General features: G+C 56.4%; 20 protein-coding genes and 4 tRNA genes. 12 read left to right on the top strand and 12 right to left on the bottom strand.

Annotated elements, in window-relative coordinates:
- Positions 1 to 118 precede the first annotated feature (118 nt).
- The 5 genes from mdoC to ACTJJ6_RS01920 all read left to right on the top strand — a co-directional run bounded on the left by mdoC (position 119) and on the right by ACTJJ6_RS01920 (position 5388).
- The gene (mdoC, locus tag ACTJJ6_RS01940) at positions 119 to 1249 is read left to right on the top strand and encodes a glucans biosynthesis protein MdoC (protein WP_016928225.1); all 1131 of its coding nucleotides are present in this window, start codon (positions 119 to 121) and stop codon (positions 1247 to 1249) included.
- A gap of 216 nt (positions 1250 to 1465) precedes the next feature.
- Complete coding sequence (locus ACTJJ6_RS01935; RefSeq protein ID WP_440801858.1) at positions 1466 to 2482, top strand: acyltransferase family protein; 1017 nt, start codon at positions 1466 to 1468, stop codon at positions 2480 to 2482.
- A 304-nt stretch (positions 2483 to 2786) separates the two neighbouring features.
- Positions 2787 to 3011, top strand: a complete 225-nt coding sequence (locus ACTJJ6_RS01930) for a hypothetical protein (RefSeq protein ID WP_016928227.1) — start codon at positions 2787 to 2789, stop codon at positions 3009 to 3011.
- Positions 3012 to 3291: 280 nt separating this feature from the next.
- Positions 3292 to 5013 (top strand): potassium/proton antiporter, encoded by a 1722-nt coding sequence (locus ACTJJ6_RS01925; RefSeq protein WP_015377414.1) that lies wholly within the window; start codon positions 3292 to 3294, stop codon positions 5011 to 5013.
- Between the two features lie 246 nt (positions 5014 to 5259).
- Positions 5260 to 5388, top strand: coding sequence for a hypothetical protein (locus ACTJJ6_RS01920; RefSeq protein WP_016928228.1), 129 nt, complete (start codon positions 5260 to 5262; stop codon positions 5386 to 5388).
- Positions 5389 to 5453: 65 nt separating this feature from the next.
- Here ACTJJ6_RS01920 and ACTJJ6_RS01915 read toward each other — a convergent pair whose 3' ends face one another.
- The 5 genes from ACTJJ6_RS01915 to cho all read right to left on the bottom strand — a co-directional run bounded on the left by ACTJJ6_RS01915 (position 5454) and on the right by cho (position 7824).
- On the bottom strand, positions 5454 to 5585 hold the full coding sequence (locus tag ACTJJ6_RS01915; protein ID WP_015377413.1) for a hypothetical protein: 132 nt from the start codon (positions 5583 to 5585) through the stop codon (positions 5454 to 5456).
- A 69-nt stretch (positions 5586 to 5654) separates the two neighbouring features.
- A complete protein-coding gene (locus ACTJJ6_RS01910) occupies positions 5655 to 6158 on the bottom strand; it encodes a YlaC family protein (protein WP_016928229.1) in 504 nt (167 codons plus the stop codon).
- A 123-nt stretch (positions 6159 to 6281) separates the two neighbouring features.
- A complete protein-coding gene (locus tag ACTJJ6_RS01905) occupies positions 6282 to 6581 on the bottom strand; it encodes a sigma-S stabilization anti-adapter protein IraP (protein WP_016928230.1) in 300 nt (99 codons plus the stop codon).
- 185 nt (positions 6582 to 6766) lie between these two features.
- Positions 6767 to 6863 (bottom strand) — tRNA-OTHER (locus ACTJJ6_RS01900).
- A gap of 112 nt (positions 6864 to 6975) precedes the next feature.
- Positions 6976 to 7824, bottom strand: coding sequence for an excinuclease Cho (gene cho, locus ACTJJ6_RS01895; RefSeq protein WP_079449677.1), 849 nt, complete (start codon positions 7822 to 7824; stop codon positions 6976 to 6978).
- A 216-nt stretch (positions 7825 to 8040) separates the two neighbouring features.
- On the opposite strand from cho, the gene ACTJJ6_RS01890 reads away from it, so the two are divergent.
- The 6 genes from ACTJJ6_RS01890 (at position 8041) to ACTJJ6_RS01865 (ending at position 15115) form a co-directional block, all read left to right on the top strand.
- Complete coding sequence (locus ACTJJ6_RS01890; protein WP_143778868.1) at positions 8041 to 9246, top strand: efflux RND transporter periplasmic adaptor subunit; 1206 nt, start codon at positions 8041 to 8043, stop codon at positions 9244 to 9246.
- The gene (locus ACTJJ6_RS01885; protein ID WP_016928233.1) at positions 9243 to 11180 is read left to right on the top strand and encodes a MacB family efflux pump subunit; all 1938 of its coding nucleotides are present in this window, start codon (positions 9243 to 9245) and stop codon (positions 11178 to 11180) included. Before ACTJJ6_RS01890 ends, ACTJJ6_RS01885 begins: the two co-directional genes overlap by 4 nt.
- A 3-nt stretch (positions 11181 to 11183) precedes the next feature.
- A complete protein-coding gene (locus ACTJJ6_RS01880) occupies positions 11184 to 12551 on the top strand; it encodes a TolC family protein (RefSeq protein ID WP_143778867.1) in 1368 nt (455 codons plus the stop codon).
- A gap of 415 nt (positions 12552 to 12966) precedes the next feature.
- Positions 12967 to 14469 (top strand): glycine betaine/L-proline transporter ProP, encoded by a 1503-nt coding sequence (gene proP / locus ACTJJ6_RS01875; RefSeq protein WP_004927916.1) that lies wholly within the window; start codon positions 12967 to 12969, stop codon positions 14467 to 14469.
- Between the two features lie 142 nt (positions 14470 to 14611).
- A complete protein-coding gene (locus ACTJJ6_RS01870; RefSeq protein WP_162531381.1) occupies positions 14612 to 14749 on the top strand; it encodes a hypothetical protein in 138 nt (45 codons plus the stop codon).
- A 96-nt stretch (positions 14750 to 14845) separates the two neighbouring features.
- The gene (locus ACTJJ6_RS01865; RefSeq protein ID WP_016928237.1) at positions 14846 to 15115 is read left to right on the top strand and encodes a hypothetical protein; all 270 of its coding nucleotides are present in this window, start codon (positions 14846 to 14848) and stop codon (positions 15113 to 15115) included.
- Between the two features lie 56 nt (positions 15116 to 15171).
- Here the strand turns inward: ACTJJ6_RS01865 and ACTJJ6_RS01860 are convergent, their stop codons facing one another.
- The 3 genes from ACTJJ6_RS01860 to ACTJJ6_RS01850 form a co-directional block, all read right to left on the bottom strand.
- Positions 15172 to 15723 (bottom strand): hypothetical protein, encoded by a 552-nt coding sequence (locus tag ACTJJ6_RS01860; protein WP_004927924.1) that lies wholly within the window; start codon positions 15721 to 15723, stop codon positions 15172 to 15174.
- Positions 15689 to 15970 carry a hypothetical protein gene (locus ACTJJ6_RS01855; protein WP_440801851.1) on the bottom strand — a complete coding sequence of 94 codons (282 nt, stop codon included), beginning with the start codon at positions 15968 to 15970 and terminating at the stop codon, positions 15689 to 15691. The genes ACTJJ6_RS01860 and ACTJJ6_RS01855 overlap by 35 nt, the downstream gene beginning before the upstream one ends.
- 141 nt (positions 15971 to 16111) lie before the next feature.
- Positions 16112 to 16564 carry a PaaI family thioesterase gene (locus tag ACTJJ6_RS01850; RefSeq protein WP_016928240.1) on the bottom strand — a complete coding sequence of 151 codons (453 nt, stop codon included), beginning with the start codon at positions 16562 to 16564 and terminating at the stop codon, positions 16112 to 16114.
- A gap of 237 nt (positions 16565 to 16801) precedes the next feature.
- On the opposite strand from ACTJJ6_RS01850, the gene ACTJJ6_RS01845 reads away from it, so the two are divergent.
- Positions 16802 to 18142: an anaerobic C4-dicarboxylate transporter gene (locus tag ACTJJ6_RS01845; protein WP_440801849.1), complete on the top strand. Its 1341-nt coding sequence runs from the start codon at positions 16802 to 16804 to the stop codon at positions 18140 to 18142.
- A gap of 178 nt (positions 18143 to 18320) precedes the next feature.
- On the opposite strand, the gene ACTJJ6_RS01840 is transcribed toward ACTJJ6_RS01845, so the two are convergent.
- The 4 genes from ACTJJ6_RS01840 to pgsA all read right to left on the bottom strand — a co-directional run bounded on the left by ACTJJ6_RS01840 (position 18321) and on the right by pgsA (position 19972).
- Positions 18321 to 18406, bottom strand: a tRNA-Leu gene (locus ACTJJ6_RS01840).
- A 10-nt stretch (positions 18407 to 18416) separates the two neighbouring features.
- Positions 18417 to 18490, bottom strand: a tRNA-Cys gene (locus ACTJJ6_RS01835).
- A gap of 713 nt (positions 18491 to 19203) precedes the next feature.
- Positions 19204 to 19279, bottom strand: a tRNA-Gly gene (locus ACTJJ6_RS01830).
- Between the two features lie 144 nt (positions 19280 to 19423).
- The gene (gene pgsA, locus ACTJJ6_RS01825; RefSeq protein ID WP_004927937.1) at positions 19424 to 19972 is read right to left on the bottom strand and encodes a CDP-diacylglycerol--glycerol-3-phosphate 3-phosphatidyltransferase; all 549 of its coding nucleotides are present in this window, start codon (positions 19970 to 19972) and stop codon (positions 19424 to 19426) included.
- Positions 19973 to 20029 lie beyond the last annotated feature (57 nt).

The raw sequence follows: 20029 nt of genomic DNA, 5'->3' as shown, positions 1-20029 counted from the left end.
CAACAAGACGCTATGGAAAAATGCGGGGGGCTATAGTAGGGTTCCGGATAACAATTTAACGTTTGACGACTTATTAAGCGTGTTAATGAACTCTCGATTAAATCACCAGCGGTAATCTATGACTAAAGGCAGCAAACAGCGCGAGTTTTTCCTCGACTCCATCAGAGCCTATTTGATGTTGCTCGGCATTCCGTTTCACCTCTCCCTGATTTATTCCAGCCACGCCTGGGCGGTGAACAGCGCGTCGCCCTCCTTCTCGCTCACGGTGCTGAACGACTTTATCCACGCCTTCCGCATGCAGGTGTTCTTCGTGATATCCGGCTACTTCTCCTACATGCTTTACGAGCGCTACGAGCGCCACCAGTGGCTGAAGGTCAGGCTGGAGCGGGTGGCGATCCCGCTGTTGAGCTCCATCCCGCTGATCACGGTGCCGCAGTTTTTCATGCTGAAATATTTCACCGATAAATTAAACGGCTGGGATGAGTTTTCTCTCTATCAGAAAATAAATGTAACAGTTTGGGAATTGGTTTCTCATCTGTGGTTCTTATTGACGCTGTCATTGTTAACCTGCGCCTGTTTTTATCTGTTCCGTAAAATCAAGCGTCAACCCCGTGAACATATTCCAACGTTAATAAACAGAATGCGCGGATTAGGAAACATCTCACTGTATTTCTTTATTTATGCGGTATGCTATTCGGCCGCGCACCGTATTATTTTAATTTTCGCCCCGCAGCTATTATCCAACGGCCTGTTCAATTTCGTGGTGATGGAGACGATGTTCTACCTGCCGTTCTTCCTCCTCGGCGCCTATGCGTTTAAGTACGTGTGGCTTAAGGAGATTTTTCTGCGCCGCTCGCCGCTGGCGCTGCTCGGTTCGCTGCTGCTGTTTATCGCATATATGCTGAACCAAAAGATGTTGGCGCACAGCAGCTATATGTTCGAGCTGGAAGTGGTGATCAAAACCCTAATGGGGATCCTGATGACCAACGTAGTGTTCTCTTTCGGGCATAACCTGCTGAATTATCACTCGCCGCGCATCACCTATCTGGTCAACGCCTCGCTGTTTATATATCTGGTGCACCATCCGTTGACCCTGATATATGGCGCTTTCGTGACGCCGTATATCGGCAACAACCTGTTGGGATTCTTGCTGGGCCTGCTGTTTGTGTTCTCTCTGGCCTTCGCGCTATATGAACTGCACAAGCGCATTCCGGTGCTGCGCTTCCTGTTCTCCGGCAAGCCGCAATAGGCTTCCCACCCCATTTCTGGGTGATGATTTATCATCCAGAAATTAACCTCACCAATGATAAAGCGCCTCACTACCTCGGCGCAGCGATAGCTGCCCTGAGCATTTTCCTAATATTAATCCTAATCCCCGGGATACATTGCAAAACGGCAACTGCCTGTTACGCTCATTATTCATACTTATAAATCAGTTGCGTTACTTTCTGGGCTAGGTACACATATGAGAGAAGCATGGGTCGATTATGCCAAGGGAATCGGCATCATTCTCGTGGTTTTTGGCCACGTCAATCGGGGTCTATACAGCGCGGGCATTCAGCTTTCCGGTTCATTCTATCTACTGACAGACAGCATCCTCTACAGTTTTCATATGCCACTGTTTTTCTTCCTTTCCGGCCTGTTTTTTACGCAGTCCTTGGATAAAAAGGGAAAAACACGCTTTGTGATCAGCAAGATAGACACCATCGTTTATCCCTATGTCATCTGGTCGCTGCTGCAAGGCATGGTGGAAGTGCTGTTGTCGCGCTATACCAATAACCCTGCCAACCTGGGCGATATCCTGTCGCTGTTTACGCATCCGCGCGCGCAGTTTTGGTTCCTGTATGCCTTGTTCATGGTCTTTATTTTGGCCACCTTGCTGTATAGAAAAGAAACATACCGCTATCTCCTGCCGGTATTGATCGTTATCAGCGCGGGGCTGTATGTCTACCAAGACAGCCTCACCAAAGCCTTCCATTTTGATTACATTACCCGATTCTTGATCTTCTTCCTGCTGGGCGTTTTTGCCATTCGCTACGCTTCGCTCATCGCCCATCTGGGTTTCGGTTCGCTGCTGGCCTCCCTGATCGCGTTTATCGCGTTGCAGTGGGGATTCCACGGCTATTCAGGCTTGCTGTATACCGATACCGGAAGTTTCTCCCTGTTACTGGCGATTGAAGCCATCTTCTTGATCGTCAACCTGTCGGTTCTGTTGGCCAAAACAAATCTTTCCTGGCTGCGCCGACTCGGCGAATTGAGCATGGTCATCTATTTGATGCATATCCTCGCGGCCAGCGGCTTACGCATCGTACTGACCAAGTTTATGCATATCAGCCATTGGCCAACACAAGCGATCGCCGGCACGCTGTTCGGGCTAATCGCCCCTGTTATCGCCTATGCGCTGATACAACGCCTGCATCTTACTTTTCTGTTGGAGCGTCCTCGTTTCAATAGCCGTCTGCGAAAAGAAAAAATCTCCTGAAGGTGGTTCAACCGCCTTCACGTTTTCTCCCCGTCGCTATACTTGATGGCGCAACCTATCGGTTGCGTCATCTCTCTCTTGCCATGCAGAGCACACATTGCTCAGCCTGGCGTCGCCCGTTAGGGCAAAGTGATACGGCTGCATAGATAACCTAGCCGTTATAACTGCAATGCATAAGTAGAAATCCGGATCCCTGCCTTACGGTAGTGATTGGGCTCAACACCCCCGAAGGGCTGCGCGATCGTTTAATTTATTCGATGGCGTTAGCTGCATCTCCCTTCCGTCACGACAGAGAGGATTTTGAATGACCGATAAGACCCCCCCGGCTCAAGAAGCCATAGCGGAAAACGCCACCCTGCTGAAGATCCTCGGCAGGTTGCTGTCCGCGCTGGACGCTTCGATCAGCGGCAAAGAACGCAGCGTTTTGGTCGCTGAGCTTTCCAACTTCAATCTCGACGGTATTTCTGAGGCGGAAAGCAAGCTGGCCACCGAACTGATCAAACGGGCGCTGGAATCGCTCGATCATTAATCCTACCGCGCCTGCAAACCATTAAGCCTGCCTGCGCGGGCTTAATGGTTTTTCCTCCGCCGAATGGGACATTATTGCCGAAACAGAAACACAGCAGCCTGATAATGTTAGATAAAAGGCAGAATTTCCCCTCTTCTCCTCACTTTCGTAGTTCAAACGTGCCAACAGGCAATAATTGATCGGTTGTTTTCACAATCAGCCTTGGCGTTTTACCCACTAAACACGTTATCATCGGCACACGCGCAGTGCCCCCCATTCCCAGCCTCAGGAGAGCAATATTTTGGATGCCAGCACCATTAACAGTTTGTTCGTCATCGGTGCCGTGCTGGTGGGGGCAAGCATTCTGCTCAGCTCATTTTCTTCCCGGCTCGGCATTCCGATCCTGGTGATCTTCCTGGCGATCGGCATGCTGGCCGGCGTCGATGGCCCCGGCGGCATCGTCTTCAGCAATTACCCGGTCGCTTATCTGGTCAGCAACCTCGCGTTGGCAGTGATCCTGCTAGACGGCGGCATGCGTACCCGGGTCAGCTCTTTCCGCGTCGCCCTGTGGCCGGCACTCTCTCTCGCCACCGTCGGTGTAGTGATCACCGCCGGTCTGACCGGCATGGCCGCCGCCTGGCTGTTCAATCTCGATCTGCTGCAGGGGCTGCTGATCGGCGCCATCATCGGTTCCACCGACGCCGCCGCGGTCTTCTCCCTTTTGGGGGGCAAAGGTTTGAACGAACGCGTCAGCGCCACGCTGGAGATCGAATCCGGCAGCAACGATCCGATGGCGGTGTTTCTCACCATCACGCTGATTGCGATGATCGCCGCCGGGGAAACCGCACTGAGCTGGACCTTCCCGCTGCATCTGATGCAGCAGTTCGGCATGGGCATCGTCTTCGGTCTGGGCGGCGGCTGGCTGCTGCTGACGCTGATCAACCACATCAAACTGGCGGACGGCCTCTATCCGCTGCTGGCGGTAAGCGGCGGTATTCTTATTTTCGCACTGACCACCGCGCTGGACGGCAGCGGCATTCTGGCGGTGTATTTGTGCGGCCTGCTGCTGGGCAACCGGCCGATCCGCAACCGTCACGGCATCGTACAAACCTTCGATGGCCTGGCCTGGCTCAGCCAGATCGGCATGTTCCTGGTGCTCGGGCTGCTGCTCAACCCGCACGAGCTGCTGCCGATCGCCATCCCTGCTCTGCTGCTGTCGCTGTGGATGATCCTGTTCGCCCGCCCGCTGTCGGTGTTTATCGGCCTGCTGCCGTTCCGCAGTTTTACCCTGCGCGAGCGCGGCTTTATTTCCTGGGTCGGCCTGCGCGGCGCGGTGCCGGTGATTCTGGCGGTGTTCCCGATGATGGCCGGGCTGCCCAACGCCCAGCTGTTCTTCAACGTGGCGTTCTTCGTGGTGCTGGTCTCCCTGCTGCTGCAGGGCACCACACTGTCGTTCGCCGCTAAAAAAGCCAAGGTGATCGTGCCGCCGGCGCTGACGCCGATCTCCCGCGTTGGGCTGGATGTACACCCGGAAAACCAGTGGGAACAGTTCGTGTATCAGCTTTCGGCGGAAAACTGGTGCGTCGGCGCGGCGCTGCGTGAGCTGAAAATGCCGCCCAATACCCGCATCGCCGCCCTGTTCCGCGGCAAAGAGCTGCTGCATCCTAGCGGCAGTACCCGGCTGCGGGAGAACGATATTCTGTGCGTCATCGGCCATGAGCACGATCTGCCGATCCTCGGCAAGCTGTTCAGCCAGGCGCCGGCCGTGACGCTCGACGAACGCTTCTTCGGCGACTTTATCCTGCAATCCGACGCCCGTTTAAGCGACATCTCGCAGGTTTATGGCCTCAATCTGCAAGACGACGTCGACGAGCAGCAGACGCTGGGGCAGTTCGTCATTCAGCTGATCGGCGGTGAACCGGTGATCGGCGACCAGGTGGAATGGGACGGCCTGACCTGGACCATAGCCGAAATGGACGGCAATCAAGTTAGTAAGATAGGCGTCCGAATCGTAACCGACTGACGCTACCGCGGGCGGCGTTACCCGATGAGGGAACTTCTGGCCTTAAGAACGTTCTTAATCACTATCATGATGCATGAAATAGAGCGTCGCTGAATGATATCCCTTTGATATAAAAACTAACAGCGGCGTCCACAGGGATTAAGGATGTGAACGGCAAGACTCGATTTCTTTCGGTGATGATGCTCATGGCGCTGGGCGTAGCGGCAGCCGATCTCAGCATCGCCGGTTTGGTCCATAGACTTTTAATTGGATAATTTCAACGTGACGCAGCAGGAACAAGAAAAAGACATTCTGGGGAAAATACTGGTGACGGTGTCCGCGCTTTGCCTGATTCTGGTGGCGGCGTTCCTGATCTGGGGATTCGTGCTGGATTGATAATACCCAGCGACGCTCAGACATAAAAAAAACCGCCGCGGCGGTTTTTTTTATGGGGCAGGCGATCAGATCTTGCAACCTTCGCAGTCCGCTTCGTCTTCGAGGAACTCGGGGACCTCTTTTACCTTCTGCGCCGCTTTTTCTTCGGCTTTCGCCAGTTCGGCATCGATATCAAAATCGAAAATATCATCACTCATCGCTTGGTCCTCATTCTGCTTCGCGTTCAAACGCTGAGTATAATCGACAAGCCGCCGGCCGGAAACCTTTCAGTTTGCCGCCGCCAACTGAGGTGTCTCATCCTGCGGCTTTTTTCCGTAGGCCATGTCGTACACGTCGTAGAAGTCGATTTCGCCTTTGTTGCCGATGATCACGCGCATCTTCTGTTTCAGCGCGGCGCCGATAGATGGCTCATCCAGCAGCTGCTGCACCGCATAAGGCGACAGCGCGCGGGTGAAGTACCACTCGCCGTTGTAGCAAACTCGCAGATCCAGCACCCCGATGTCCTCGAAGCGGTACACCGGCCGGATCTCGATCAGCAGCATGGCGAACATGAACAGCACGAAAGCGGTGAAGCCCAGGAAGGCATATATCCCCATGTACGGCACCTGATACATCACGGCGATCACCGCGAAATAACCGGCGAACATGGCAAGGCACAGATAGCGGTGAGTGCGGGCGAATTCGCTGTTGAAGCGCGGCTTGCCGTCCCGCCCTTCACGCCGATTGATCTGTTCAATCTCTTTAACCAAGATGCTTTTAATCGCGTCCATCGTTACAACCTTATGCTGGAAACAGCATTGCCATCAAATCTCACCGCTAAAAGTAACACAAGTACAGTTTCGCCAGGTAGATCAGTTAGCCAACTTAATGGCGGCAACTGTTATAGTTCGGCTTCAGCGCGGCTGGGCGGCCTTGCCCTGTGCAAACATGAACATACGCTGGGCCACATCGTCGGCCTGTTTGATCTTCTGCTTTTGCGGTTCGTTGCTGCGTTGAATGGCGCGGGCGTAAGCGATTTCATGAGCCTGATCGATCATCGCGATGATCCGGTCACGTTCAGTCTTCTCCATATTGCCCAACATGGTGGTGATAATCGCCTGATAAGCGTTGGACGCGGCGCTCAGCGCTTTCTCTCTCGCCTCGAGGGCGGCGACGCGTTGCAAGAGTTCCTGCAGTTGCTCGGAGTGAGACATATCGACCTCCTGTTGCCGGGCAGCAAGCCTGCCTGATTACAGTTTAGCAAAGGATCGAAAGAGAAAGAGGAAGGAAAGCCAGCGGTTACGGTAAAGCACACCCGAAAATCCCAACGAGGAGCCGATAGTGCAAATCAACCCGGGTGCGCTTTACGATAAGCGCGGTGAGATGAAGGAAAGAAAGCTGGCGCGCTATGCAGGACTCGAACCCGCGTCTATCAATTTTCAAGCCAAAACAAGCCATTATAAAACCAATCACTCTGCCAACTGAGTTAATAGCGCATTCCTTCGCTTCGGGGCGCCATTATCCATAACAACATTATGGACTCAAGCTTTTTTAGCATAATGCCCTGACTTTACGGATAAGTCTTAGGTTATCGATAGCGTTATGGCATTACGGCAGCTCAATAATCCGATAATCGCCGGCCATGAGTGGCTTGCACAAAATCTTGTAGCCATCGCTATCAAAATGGCTGGCCGCACTCTGGAGCCGCTGCGCCTGCGCCAGGCTGTTGACCGACCCCAGATAAAACCAATTGTGAATCACATGGTACTGACGCAGCGTCTCGCCCTGTTCTTCCAACGCCACTCGCCCGGCGAACGGCCAACAGGCGATGCTCAGCTGTTCAAGCGCCGCGCCGAGCCGCAGCGCATGCTCCTGCGCCGACTCCACGCCACAGCAGGCGCCCGCGCACTTGCGCAGGCTGTAGCGGAAACAGGCTCGCCCCGCCGGCAGCTTGTCGATCCCCAGCTTGCCGTAACATAAACGATGCTCGTCGGCGATGGCGCGCAGCTTTTCCAGCGCGGCGTGGCGATTGGCGAACAGCCCGTAGAGATGGGGCGTAACGGCGAAATCGATCTCTTTGGCGTGAGCAATCGTCACCGTGTCGGCCTGCACGCGCAGCGCGCACAGCTGCTTCGAGCGCCGCAGGCGCTTGTTGAACAGCGGCTGTTGTTGTTTGATCAATTGCGCCTCCAGCAGCAGTGCCCCCAACTCGCCGGCGGTCTCGATAAAGCTGATGCGTCGGGTTTGCCGCAGCATTTTAGCCTCGTCCTGCGCGCGGAAATGCGCCATCACCCGGCTGCGTATATTGACGCTTTTACCGATGTAAAGCGGCAGGCTCTCGCTTTGACCGTGAAACATATACACACCCGGCCCTTTGGGCAACGGCGCCAGGCAGGCGCGCAGGTGCTCCGGGTATTGATAAATGTCGAGTTCCGGCTCGAGGCGGTTTGGCATCATGGCGGCGGAGTTGTCCTGCTGATGAATGAATACTGGTTTTTTAGCCAGTATAACGCGCCCTGCAGCCGGTTGCACACCCGAAAGATAATAACTCGCCGTGATCTTTAGCGGGAAAGCCTTTACCATCCCCTTTCCAGCGGGAAAGCGCCTCACGTTTAGCGCCAGTTCAAGCTGGCGCTGCCATGATGGCAGACTGGAACCGCCGCTTTTATCGTTATGGAAAACCTGGGTATGTCATCACTGAAACTCCCCTCCCGCCGTCTGGCGTTGCTCGCCGCCATCGTTTTCATCGCCGTCGCCGTCGCGCTGGCCATCTTTTGGCAACGCCCGCCGCAGCAGGATTACGTTACCGCGCCGGCCCGCCTGGGCAATATCGAAAACGCCGTGCTGGCCACCGGGCGGCTGGATGCCGTCGAACGCGTCAACGTCGGCGCCCGCGTCTCCGGCGAAGTCAAATCGCTGAAGGTCAAGCTGGGCGATCGCGTCACCAAAGGGCAGCCGATCGCCGACATCGACGATCTGCAACAGCGCAACGATCTGCGCAACGCCGAGGCGGCGCTGAACGTCATCAAGGCCGAATTGCAGGCCAAACAGGCGCAGTTGAAGCAGGCGGAATCGCGTTTCAAACGCCAGCGCCGCATGCTGAGCGACGAAGCCAGCTCGCGTGAAGACTTCGAGACCGCCGAGGCCACGCTGGCCACCACCCGCGCCGAACAGCTTTCGCTCAATGCGCGCCTGGTGCAGGCGCAGATTGAAGTCGACAAGAAAAAAATCGATCTGGGCTATACCCGCGTGGTCGCGCCGATGGACGGCATCGTCATCGCCGTGGTGACGCAGCAGGGGCAAACGGTCAACTCCAGCCAAAGCGCGCCGACCATCGTCAAGCTGGCGCGGTTGGATATGATGACCATCAAGGCGCAGATCTCCGAAGCCGACATCACCCGCATTTCACCGGGGCAAAAGGCGTACTTCACTATTTTTTCCGATCCGGATAAACGGTACGACGCCACGCTGCGCACCATCGAGCTGGCGCCGGAATCGGTGATGAAAGACGACTCGCTCGCCGGCACCAGCTCCGCGTCCGGTTCCGGCACCTCGAACGCCTCGGTCTATTACAACGCGCTGCTGGACGTGCCCAACCCGGAGAACCGCCTGCGCATCGCCATGACCGCGCAGGTTTCCTTACTGCTCGGCGACGCGAAGAACACCCTGCTGGTGCCGATCCAGGCGGTGCATAAAACCGAAGGAAAAGTGCAGCAGGTGCAGGTGCTGACTCAGGATCAGCGGCTGGAAACGCGCGAAGTGACCACAGGCATCACCAACAACGTCGATATTCAGATCCTCAGCGGCCTGAAAGCCGGTGAAACCGTGGTGCTGTCGCAGCCCGCCGCCAAGTCGGCTGAGGATGGCATTTTCCTGTGAACGCTATCATCGAGCTAAAAGGCATCAGTCGAACCTACACCAACGGCGGTCAGACGCTGACGGTGTTGAAAGACATCGATTTGACCATCGCCGCCGGCGAGCTGGTGGCGATCATCGGCGCCTCCGGTTCCGGCAAATCGACGCTGATGAACATCATGGGCTGCCTCGACGTGCCGGATCGCGGCGACTACTACATCAGCGGCCAGAACGCCGCCCACCTGTCGCCGGACGAACTGGCCCGCCTGCGCCGCGAGCATATCGGCTTTATCTTCCAGCGTTACCACCTGATGCCCGATCTCAGCGCGCTGGGCAACGTCGAAATTCCGGCTATCTACGCCAACGCCCGGCGCGATCAGCGGCGGCGGCGAGCGGCGCAACTGCTGGCGCGGTTGGGCCTTGAGGGACGCGAAGACCACAAGCCCGGCCAGCTTTCCGGCGGCCAGCAGCAGCGCGTCAGCATCGCCCGCTCGCTGATCAACGGCGGCGAAATTATCCTGGCGGACGAACCGACCGGCGCACTGGACACCCAATCCGGCCAGGAAGTGCTGGCGATCCTGAGCGAATTGAATCAGCGCGGCCACACCGTGGTGATCGTGACCCACGATATGAACGTGGCGCAGCATGCGCACCGCGTCATCGAGCTGCGAGACGGCGAGATCATCGCTGACAGCGGCCGCAAGTCGGCGTCCGGCCCATCGCTGCCGCCGCCGAACCGCAGTCGGCAAAGCGGCTGGCAAAGCCTGATTGACCGCACCCGCGAATCGCTACATATGGCGCTGAAAGCAATGAACGCCCATCGCCTGCGCACCGCGCTGACCATGACCGGCATTATCTTCGGCATCGCCGCCGTGGTGACGGTGGTGGCGCTGGGCGAAGGCGCCAAGCAGCGCACGCTGGAGAATATCAAGGGGCTCGGCACCAACGTGGTGAGCATCTATCCGGGGCGCGACTTCTTCGACGACGCCATCGACAGCATCCGCACCCTGGTGCCGGCCGACGCCGACGCGCTGGCGCAGCAAAGCTTCGTCGACAGCGTCAGCCCGGAGGTCAGCGCGTCCGACAGCATCCGTTTTCGCAGCAAATCCGCCACCGCCTCGATCACCGGCGTCGGGCGCGACTATTTCCGCGTCAACGGCATCACGCTGGTGCAAGGCGCCACCTTCCGCGACGATCGCAACGCGCTGCAGGAAGTGATCATCGACGATAACGCGCGCCAGGCGCTGTTCGGCGATTTTGGCGTCGAGCCGCTCGGCCAGATCGTATTTCTCGGCTCGGTGCCGGCGCGGGTAGTCGGCGTCGCCAAAAGCGAACGCAACTATGCGCCTAACCGCATCAGCGTCTGGATGCCCTACAGCACGGTGATGTACCGTATGGTCGGCAAGACCACGCTCAGCGGCATCACCGTGCGCCTGAAAGACGACGTCGCCAGCGAAGCCGCCGTCAGCGCCATCACGCAGTTGCTGACCCAACGCCATGGCGTCAAGGATTTCATGACGTTCAACCGCGATCAGTTCCGTAAATCGATCGAACGCACCTCGATGACGCTCAGCCTGCTGATCCTGATGGTGGCCTCGATCTCGCTGGTGATCGGCAGCCTGGGCGTGATGAACATCATGCTGGTCTCGGTAACCGAGCGCACCCACGAGATCGGCGTGCGCATGGCGGTCGGCGCGCGGCGCGGCGATATCATGCAACAGTTCATGATCGAGGCGGTGCTGGTCTGTCTGATCGGCGGCATTTTGGGCATTGCGCTGTCGTTCGCCGCCGGTTCGCTATTCACCTCGCTGGCGGGCGGCATGTTCACCGCCATCTATTCCTGGCAAGCCGCCGCGACGGCGTTTTTCTGTTCAACCTTAATCGGCATGATCTTCGGTTATCTCCCCGCCCGTAAAGCGGCAAGGATGGATCCGGTCGTTTCATTGGCCAGCGAGTAACCCATGAAAATCCTCTCTCCTCTGGCGTTAAGCCTCGCCGCTCTGCTCACCGCCGGCTGCGGCAACGCCCTGAAAAGCGACTACCGGGCGCCGCAGGTCAACTATCCTGCGGGGTGGCAATACGCCGCCGAAAACGCCGCGCCGACGCCGTTCGACTGGCGTGATTTCCACGATCCTGAGCTCGATCGCTGGCTGCAACAGGTGATGGCGAGCAACAACGATCTGGCCGTCGCCGTGCTGCGCGTCTACCGCGCGCGGCTCGAGGCGGAACGCGTCGGCATCAGCACCGCGCCTGACGTCAGCGCCTCGTTAAGCAGCGGCATCAATCGCCCGTTGTCCGAGTCCTCCGCCTGGAATAAAACCAGCGGCGCGACTCTCTCTACGAGCTATGAAGTCGATCTGTGGGGCAAACTGGCGCGCCAGCGCGACGCCGCCGAGTGGGCCAGCCAGGCTTCCGAGCAGGATCTGCGAACGGCTCGGCTGACGCTGCTGGCCGACGCCGCCACCAACTACTGGCGCATCGGTTTTCTCAATCAGCAGATCGGCGTCAGCCAGGCGAGCATCGCGTATGCCAAAACGACGCTGCGGCTGGCCAACGCCCGTTATCAGGCCGGCAGCATCTCAGCGCTGGACGTAGTGAACGCGGAACAAAACCTATTGACGCAGGAAAGCCGGCTGTTGACGCTGCAACACGATCGTCAACAGGCGCTGAATGAACAGGCGGTGCTGCGGGGCGCGCCATCAGGCCAGGCCACTATCGCGCCCGCGCGTCTGCCGAAGACGGCGATGCCGCAGATCAACACCGGCATTCCCGCCAGCGTCTTGAGCCGTCGTCCGGATCTCAACGCTAAAGAACTGCGGTTGCGCGCCGCCCTGGCCAACGTCGACGAGAAACGTCTGCAATACTATCCCGCGTTCAGCCTGACTGGCTCGCTGGGCGCCAGCAGCAGCGCGCTGCTGGAATTCCTGCGCAACCCGACGGGCAGCCTCGGCGCCGGCCTGACGATGCCTTTCCTGCAATGGCGACAAATGGGCGTGGAGATCAAGATCGCCCGCAACGACTATGAACAGCTGGTGCTGGAGTTCAGGCAGGCGCTGTACAAGGCGATGGGCGATGTGAACAACGCCCTGTCGCTGCGCGCGCAACTGCTGGCGCAAGAGACACAGCTGCAGGCCTCGCTGGCGCTGGCGCGCAAATCGGAACGGCTGAACGAAGTGCGTTACCGGCAGGGCGCCGTCACCATAACCGACTGGTTAAACGCGCAGGAGCAACGCCGTCAGGCGGAACTGGCGGTGGACGAAAACCGCTTCGCGCAGTACCAGAATCTGGCGAAAATCTATCTGGAGTTCGGCGGTTCGTCGGCGCCCTAATCCAAACTGCCTGGCCAGTGGGTCAGGCGTTTTTTTTAGCGGCGAACACATCAATTTTTCCGGTTTTATCTCCCGCACTCTCTATACTTGAAACATCACCAATTAGACGAAAAATCGTCAAATCGCACATTTATTAGACCATTCTCGCACCAAATCGGTGCAAATACTTAAGTTAAACTGCTGGATTTGATCGCCGCAAGATATAACGTTAAGCTATAGATGCAAAATAATTAGTCACCTAAATGACATAACCTTGGTATAAACGACGATATTTTGTGATCCACATCCCAACTTAAATGTGGATAATGAATCGTCTTGAACCGCGATTCGATTAGCCTATTTGATAACTCGAAAACAACAGTGAACGGAGATTACGCTTTCACGAACAACGAATAATTCATTAAGGGATGATTATATGAAGTTAAGAAAAAAACGACATAAACCGATGCACATTAACGACATCACCATCATCGATGACAGCAAACTCAAGAAGGCGATCACCGCAGCGGCCCTGGGCAATGCGATGGAGTGGTTCGACTTCGGCGTATACGGCTTTGTCGCCTACGCACTTGGCCAGGTCTTCTTCCCCGGCGCTTCGCCCGGCGTACAAATGATCGCCGCGCTGGCGACCTTCTCCGTGCCCTTCCTGGTGCGTCCGCTCGGCGGCCTGTTCTTCGGCGCCATGGGCGACAAGTTCGGCCGGCAAAAAGTCCTCTCGGTCACCATTATCATCATGGCGGTCAGCACCTTCTGTATCGGCCTGATCCCGTCCTATGCGTCGATCGGCATCTGGGCCCCGATCCTGCTGCTGCTGGCCAAACTGGCGCAGGGCTTCTCCGTCGGCGGTGAATATTCCGGCGCGGCGATCTTCGTCGCCGAATACTCGCCGGATCGCAAACGCGGCTTTATGGGGAGCTGGCTGGATTTCGGCTCCATTGCCGGCTTTGTGATGGGTGCAGGCGTTGTGGTGCTGATCTCCAGCATCGTCGGCGAAGCTAACTTCCTCGACTGGGGCTGGCGCATTCCGTTCTTCATCGCCGCGCCGCTGGGCCTGATCGGTCTCTATTTGCGCCATGCGCTGGAAGAAACCCCGGCGTTCCAGCAGCACGTGGATAAGATGGAGAAAGAGGATCGCAACGCCATCGAAAATCCGCCGAAAACCTCGTTCAAAGAGATCGCGGCCAAACACTGGAAAAGTTTGCTGGTGTGCGTCGGTATCGTGATTTCCACCAACGTGACCTATTACATGCTGTTGACCTACATGCCGAGTTACCTGTCGCATAACCTGCACTACTCGGAGGATCACGGCGTTCTGATCATCATCGCCATCATGATCGGCATGCTGTTCGTGCAGCCGGTGATCGGCCTGACCAGCGACCGTATCGGCCGTAAGCCGTTCATCATCGGCGGCAGCATCGGCCTGTTGGCGCTGGCGATCCCGTGCTTCATTTTGATCAACAGCAACGTCATCGGCCTGATCTTCGTCGGTCTGCTGGTGCTGGCGGTGCTGCTCAACTCCTTCACCGGGGTGATGGCCTCGATTCTGCCGGCAATGTTCCCGACGCACATTCGCTACAGCGCGCTGGCGATTTCGTTCAACATTTCGGTACTGATCGCCGGTGCGACACCGACCGCCGCTGCCTGGCTGGTCGAAGCGACCGGCAACCTGTACATGCCGGCCTACTACCTGATGGTTGTGGCGGTGATCGGTCTTATCACCGGTCTGTACATGAAAGAGACCGCCAACAAGCCGCTGCGCGGCGCGACGCCGGCCGCTTCTGACCGTACCGAAGCGAAAGAACTGCTGCAGGAGACCTACGACAATATCGAACAGAAAGTCGAGGACATCAACGCGCAGATCGCCGAGCTGGAAAAGAAAAAGCAGATCCTGATAGACCAGCACCCCAAGCTGGACTGATCGCCGCTGAAAGACAAAAGCCACCCGTTTGGGTGGCTTTTTTACTTTGATTTCAAAAGAAATAATGCGCAGCGCATTTTTATGACAATCAGGATTGGTGGTACGCTTTGCCGCACACTCTTTATTGATGAAGAACATAATCATGAGCAAAATGGACCTTCCCATCATCATCGGCATCCTGGTGATGCTGACCCTGTGGCTCGGCGCGCTCTTCAACATTGGCGATATCACCTGCAGCATTTCACGTCTGTTTCACTGGATTGAAAGCCAACGCGGCTAACCCGACGCCGCCGCAGGCGGTGGAAAACTTCGGCTATGATTGATAGACGTTACGCTATTTTCCGAGACTGTCGCTCGCGATAAAGAGGACTGCATCATGACCGACTATGAGTTCTACAATCAGATCCTGACCCGGCTGGCCGCCAATCACCCCGGCACGCTGGATGAAAAAACCTACGAACTGTGGAAGCAGGACGCCACCAGCCCGCACGCCTTCGCCGATCCCTTCGCCTATCTCAAAACCAAGGGGCTGATACAAGCCTACGTGATGAGCGACATCGACGAGAACAACTATGATATCGATCCGCATCAAACGCGGATCACCACCGCCGGTCTTGAGTTCATGCGCAACGGCGGGTTTAAGTAAGCAAAAAAACCGCCGGACGGCGGTTTTTTATCCTAAAAAGCCTGCGGACCGGTGGTTCAGGCGGGGAAAGGCCGATAAAAAATGCGCAGCACTTCGTTGTCGCCTTGGCGTAAAAAACCGCCTTCCGGCTGCCAGCGCAGATCGCGCGCCAGATTGAGATTTTCCCAACCGACCGCGCCCCCCACGCCGATGCAAAGATTTTTATTGCCCGCGGCAAATCCCGCGCCGGTGCCGATCATGGCATGCAGCAAACGGGGCGCCGCCGCGTCGCGCATGGAAAATATACCGATAAAACATCCCTGCGGCGCGCGCAGCATATCCGCCATGGTGCGTATCTCGGTATCATCAGGGCTGACGAAATGTTTGTATTGCTTATCGAACACCGTCAGCCACAGCTGCTTGTATTTCGCCTTGCTGAGCGCGCCTGAACGATGAGCGCAAAGCACCACCGCATCCCAGCACATCTCCCCGCTCAACGAAAGGTACTCTTCCGTATCGGCTTGCGGCTTGTCAGCGTAATGCCGCGCAAACTCAGCCGCATTCAAATGCGGCGGCACAGCCTGTTTGGCAACGTCACTCTTGTAGCGCTTGAAATTCAACCAATGCATGGGAAGTATCCTCTTCACCCGCGAGATTAATGAATCTGAAGCCGTGGATGAGACGAGCCATCAAATCCAGGGCGTCGTCGGCGATGGCGGTTTGGTCATCATCCAGCCCCTGCTCCACCGACCGCTCAATCGCGTTCATCACCGCCGGAGCGCTGGTTTCTTCCCCCTGCGCCACCACGTCTAATACGGCTTTGCCGATCGCCAGACAAAGCTCATGATCAAACTCAACCTCTTTATACGGCTGCATAATCACCCCGATAAATTTTCACCCAAGAATACTAGACCACAATGGCGTATCGCGCCTGCCATCGTAGCGCAGCAAGGTATGCAGCCGAAGATAAATGCATCCGGCTCCGGGTTGATAGCCCGAAGCCCGATAAAGAGCAGGTTATTGCGGTGCTTGTTCGGCGGGGCGAATAATAAAACAAGTGGCGGTTGCTGAAGCCAGCAGCTTCCCTTCCGCCGTTTTGAGCGTGCCTTCAGCGAAAGCGACGTTCTTCGCCGCATAGACCAGACGCCCCTCGGCGATCAGATCAGTTTCCTTAGGCACAGGGCGCAACATTTTAACCTGCAGATCGACGGTGCCATAGCCAATCCCCGCGCCCAGCGTACTGTGCACCGCGCAACCGGTCACCGAGTCCAAAACCGTGGCGGCGAAACCGCCATGTACGCCCCCCAGTGGATTCAGATGGCGCCCGTCGGCCCGCGCCGCGATGCGGATATACCCCTCTTCCACCGCGACCGGTTTCATGGGCACGGTTTCAGCGATCGAGGCCGGTGGGATCTTGCCAGCCATCGCAGCCTGTAATAACGCCAGCCCGGTCATTTTTGTCGGATCCATTGCTCTCTCCTCTGGTGGCAAACCGGTTATATAGGAGAGGTCTGACCTCTTAACTTGCTTTTTCGTGCTGATGTCGTCAGCCGCCTGCTCTTCAGATCCTCTGAACGTGACCGTCATCACTCTTTAGAGCTAATAACCACAATTTTTTAGCGCCTTTAGATTTAAAACAACTTTCTACTGTAAACACCGCCGGAAACTGAACGCAGTTAAGTTCAACATTATTAAGGCGTATCTATCATGGATTTCTTTCTGCAATTAGCGGTTATATTGGCATGCCTGCTGTATGGGGCGCGTAAGGGCGGCATTGCGCTGGGGTTACTGGGCGGCATCGGTTTGATGATCCTGGTGTTTGGCTTTCACCTGCAGCCCGGCAAACCGCCGGTAGACGTGATGCTGGTGATCATCGCGGTGGTGGCGGCCTCCGCCACCCTGCAGGCTTCAGGCGGGTTGGACGTCATGCTGCAGATCGCCGAGCGGATGCTGCGGCGCAACCCGCGTTATGTCTCGATCATCGCCCCCTTCGTCACCTGCATTCTCACTATCCTGTGCGGCACCGGCCATGTGGTGTACACCATCTTGCCGATCATCTATGACGTGGCGATCAAAAACAATATCCGCCCGGAACGGCCGATGGCGGCCAGTTCGATCGGCGCGCAGATGGGCATTATCGCCAGCCCGGTGTCGGTGGCGGTGGTGTCACTGGTGGCGATGCTCAGCAGCTACACCTTCAATGGCCGCCATCTGGAATTCCTCGATCTGCTGTCTATCACCATCCCTTCGACGCTGTGCGGCATTCTGGCGATCGGCATCTTCAGCTGGTTCCGCGGCAAAGACTTGGACAAAAACCCGGAGTTCCAGAAGTTCATCTCGGTGCCGGAAAACCATCGCTACGTCTACGGCGACGCCGCTACCCTGCTGGACCGGGTATTGCCGCGCAGCAACTGGATCGCCATGTGGATTTTCCTCGCCACCATCGCCCTGGTGGCGGTGCTGGGAGCCTTTTCCGGCCTGCGGCCCAGCTTCGGCGGCAAGCCACTTTCCATGGTTCTGGTGATCCAGATGTGCATGCTGATGGCCGGGGCGTTGATCGTTATCATCACCCGCACCAACCCGGCGTCTATCTCTAAAAACGAGGTATTCCGTTCCGGCATGATCGCCATCGTGGCGGTGTATGGTGTTGCCTGGATGGCGGAAACCATGTTCGGCGCGCACCTGGCGCAGATCGAGGCCACACTGGGTGTGTTGGTGGAAGAGTACCCTTGGGCCTATGCGCTGATCCTGCTGCTGGTGTCGAAATTCGTCAACTCGCAGGCCGCCGCACTGGCGGCGCTGGTGCCGGTGGCGCTGGCGATCGGGGTTAACCCTGCCTATATCGTCGCTTCGGCGCCGGCCTGTTACGGTTATTACATTCTGCCAACCTACCCCAGCGATCTGGCGGCAATCCAGTTCGATCGCTCCGGCACCACCCGCATTGGCCGCTTCGTGATCAACCACAGCTTTATTCTGCCCGGCCTGATCGGCGTCAGCGTCTCCTGCGTCTTCGGCTGGATCCTCGCTGCGGCGTTCGGTTTCTTATGAATTGTACTTCGGAGCCCTGCGGGGCTCCCTGCAAGCTGGATGACAATCCATGGGTATAAGGCATGACAAGACAGGAAGGAATGCGGGGATAATGCAAATTACAGAAACAAAAAAACCGCCTCTCGGCGGTCTACGACATTACTACTTATTGCTTTGATTATTCGGTATTTTCGTTCCCTGGTACCCGGGGCGGGACTTGAACCCGCACAGCCATAAGCCGAGGGATTTTAAATCCCTTGTGTCTACCGATTTCACCACCCGGGCTCGGGAAAGTTGGAGGCGCGTTCCGGAGTCGAACCGGACTGGACGGATTTGCAATCCGCTACATAACCGCTTTGTTAACGCGCCTTTATTCTGTTTGCCTTTTCAGGCCAAAGCCGGTGATTCACCCACTTCGTTTTGTTCTTTTCAATCGCGATGTTGAAATCGCTTATCTTAATCATCTGATTCTTAAGTAATTTATTTCGTTACCGCCGAATCGATGGACTGCATTATGGACTAAACCCCCCACCTTGGCAACCCCCCGAAATAGCAAAAAGTTCTCTAACGCTTTCAACTGCTTATTTTGTGGGCGCACTGTTCACAATGCCAACGGAAAGGCAAGCGAAATGTTGATTTTATATGCATCGGCTCAGGGATTCACGGGCAAATCGGATCTTTTTTCTCGACAGGAATCGCTTGCCCGTGCCCTCCCCGGCTTTTCATTTGCTTATGATCATGGGGTACCGGGCAAAGCATCATCATGGGGAGATCGCGCAATCTTCGGTGCCACCGCCCTGAACGGTCAACGCAACTGCAGAGCTGGAGACTCACATCGGGTTGTACGCCGCACGATGGATCGGCATCAATACCCCACAGAGCATCGACACGATGTCCAATCAAATGTGCCTGTTTTCAGGAGGCATCCTGCGGTATGAAAATGGCAGGAGATATAGGGACAATAGTCGATGCAGGAAGATGAAGAAAGGTTTCGCCGGACGGCAAAGGAATAGAAAACGAAAAAGGGGCCGAAGCCCCTTTTTCTTACCTGCCGAATCACGAAGATTCAACAGGCCAATATTTGGAGCGGGAAACGAGGCTCGAACTCGCGACCTCAACCTTGGCAAGGTTGCGCTCTACCAACTGAGCTATTCCCGCGTTACCAGAACTGACTGATTTCTTTGCCATCTTTCGGCAATTCATCGTTGTCGTCTGATGCGATGCATTCTACTTACCTGACGTGATGAGTCAATAAAATTGTTGGCTCACCACGATCGTTTGCCGATTTTTGCAGCGTATCGATCACGGTTCCAGCAGATCGTTGCGTGCCGCGTTCAAATATTGGAACATCGACCAGAAAGTCAGCACCGCTGCGATATACAATAAGCCAATCGCCACATACTCTACGGAGCGATCCGGCCGCCACAGCAAGCCCACCAGTGACATCATCTGCGCCATGGTTTTCACTTTGCCTATCCAGGACACCGCCACGCTGCTGCGTTTGCCAATTTCTGCCATCCACTCGCGCAGCGACGAAATGATGATTTCACGGGCGATCATGGTGGCCGCCGGCAGCGTGATCCACCAGCTGTGGTAATGTTCCGCCACCAGCACCAGCGCCACCGCCACCATCACTTTATCCGCGACCGGATCCAAAAACGCTCCGAAGCGCGTCGTTTGTTTCCAGCGACGTGCCAGGAAGCCGTCAAACCAGTCGGTGACGGCGGCAAACACAAAGATAACGGCGCAAACCATCGGAGCCCAGTTGAACGGCAGATAAAACGCCAGCACAAAGAATGGGATCAGAACTACGCGAAACAGGGTAAGCCAAGTCGGTATATTCAATTGCATAATGCTACGGTAACTATCTGGCTAGAGTGGAAATTAAGAGTATGTTGCTACATTGCC

The organism is Serratia sp. 22278, from assembly GCF_052045405.1.
Lineage (GTDB): Bacteria > Pseudomonadota > Gammaproteobacteria > Enterobacterales > Enterobacteriaceae > Serratia > Serratia marcescens.
This window is presented reverse-complemented; position numbering and strand designations above follow the sequence as displayed.

Coding starts and splice junctions, on each gene's coding strand:
- mdoC (WP_016928225.1), top strand. CDS start 119: ATGACTAAAGGCAGCAAACAGCGCGAGTTTTTCCTCGACTCCATCAGA.
- ACTJJ6_RS01935 (WP_440801858.1), top strand. CDS start 1,466: ATGAGAGAAGCATGGGTCGATTATGCCAAGGGAATCGGCATCATTCTC.
- ACTJJ6_RS01930 (WP_016928227.1), top strand. CDS start 2,787: ATGACCGATAAGACCCCCCCGGCTCAAGAAGCCATAGCGGAAAACGCC.
- ACTJJ6_RS01915 (WP_015377413.1), bottom strand. CDS start 5,585: ATGAGTGATGATATTTTCGATTTTGATATCGATGCCGAACTGGCGAAA.
- ACTJJ6_RS01910 (WP_016928229.1), bottom strand. CDS start 6,158: ATGGACGCGATTAAAAGCATCTTGGTTAAAGAGATTGAACAGATCAAT.
- ACTJJ6_RS01905 (WP_016928230.1), bottom strand. CDS start 6,581: ATGTCTCACTCCGAGCAACTGCAGGAACTCTTGCAACGCGTCGCCGCC.
- cho (WP_079449677.1), bottom strand. CDS start 7,824: ATGATGCCAAACCGCCTCGAGCCGGAACTCGACATTTATCAATACCCG.
- ACTJJ6_RS01890 (WP_143778868.1), top strand. CDS start 8,041: ATGGAAAACCTGGGTATGTCATCACTGAAACTCCCCTCCCGCCGTCTG.
- ACTJJ6_RS01880 (WP_143778867.1), top strand. CDS start 11,184: ATGAAAATCCTCTCTCCTCTGGCGTTAAGCCTCGCCGCTCTGCTCACC.
- proP (WP_004927916.1), top strand. CDS start 12,967: ATGAAGTTAAGAAAAAAACGACATAAACCGATGCACATTAACGACATC.
- ACTJJ6_RS01870 (WP_162531381.1), top strand. CDS start 14,612: ATGAGCAAAATGGACCTTCCCATCATCATCGGCATCCTGGTGATGCTG.
- ACTJJ6_RS01865 (WP_016928237.1), top strand. CDS start 14,846: ATGACCGACTATGAGTTCTACAATCAGATCCTGACCCGGCTGGCCGCC.
- ACTJJ6_RS01860 (WP_004927924.1), bottom strand. CDS start 15,723: ATGCATTGGTTGAATTTCAAGCGCTACAAGAGTGACGTTGCCAAACAG.
- ACTJJ6_RS01855 (WP_440801851.1), bottom strand. CDS start 15,970: ATGCAGCCGTATAAAGAGGTTGAGTTTGATCATGAGCTTTGTCTGGCG.
- ACTJJ6_RS01850 (WP_016928240.1), bottom strand. CDS start 16,564: ATGGATCCGACAAAAATGACCGGGCTGGCGTTATTACAGGCTGCGATG.
- ACTJJ6_RS01845 (WP_440801849.1), top strand. CDS start 16,802: ATGGATTTCTTTCTGCAATTAGCGGTTATATTGGCATGCCTGCTGTAT.
- pgsA (WP_004927937.1), bottom strand. CDS start 19,972: ATGCAATTGAATATACCGACTTGGCTTACCCTGTTTCGCGTAGTTCTG.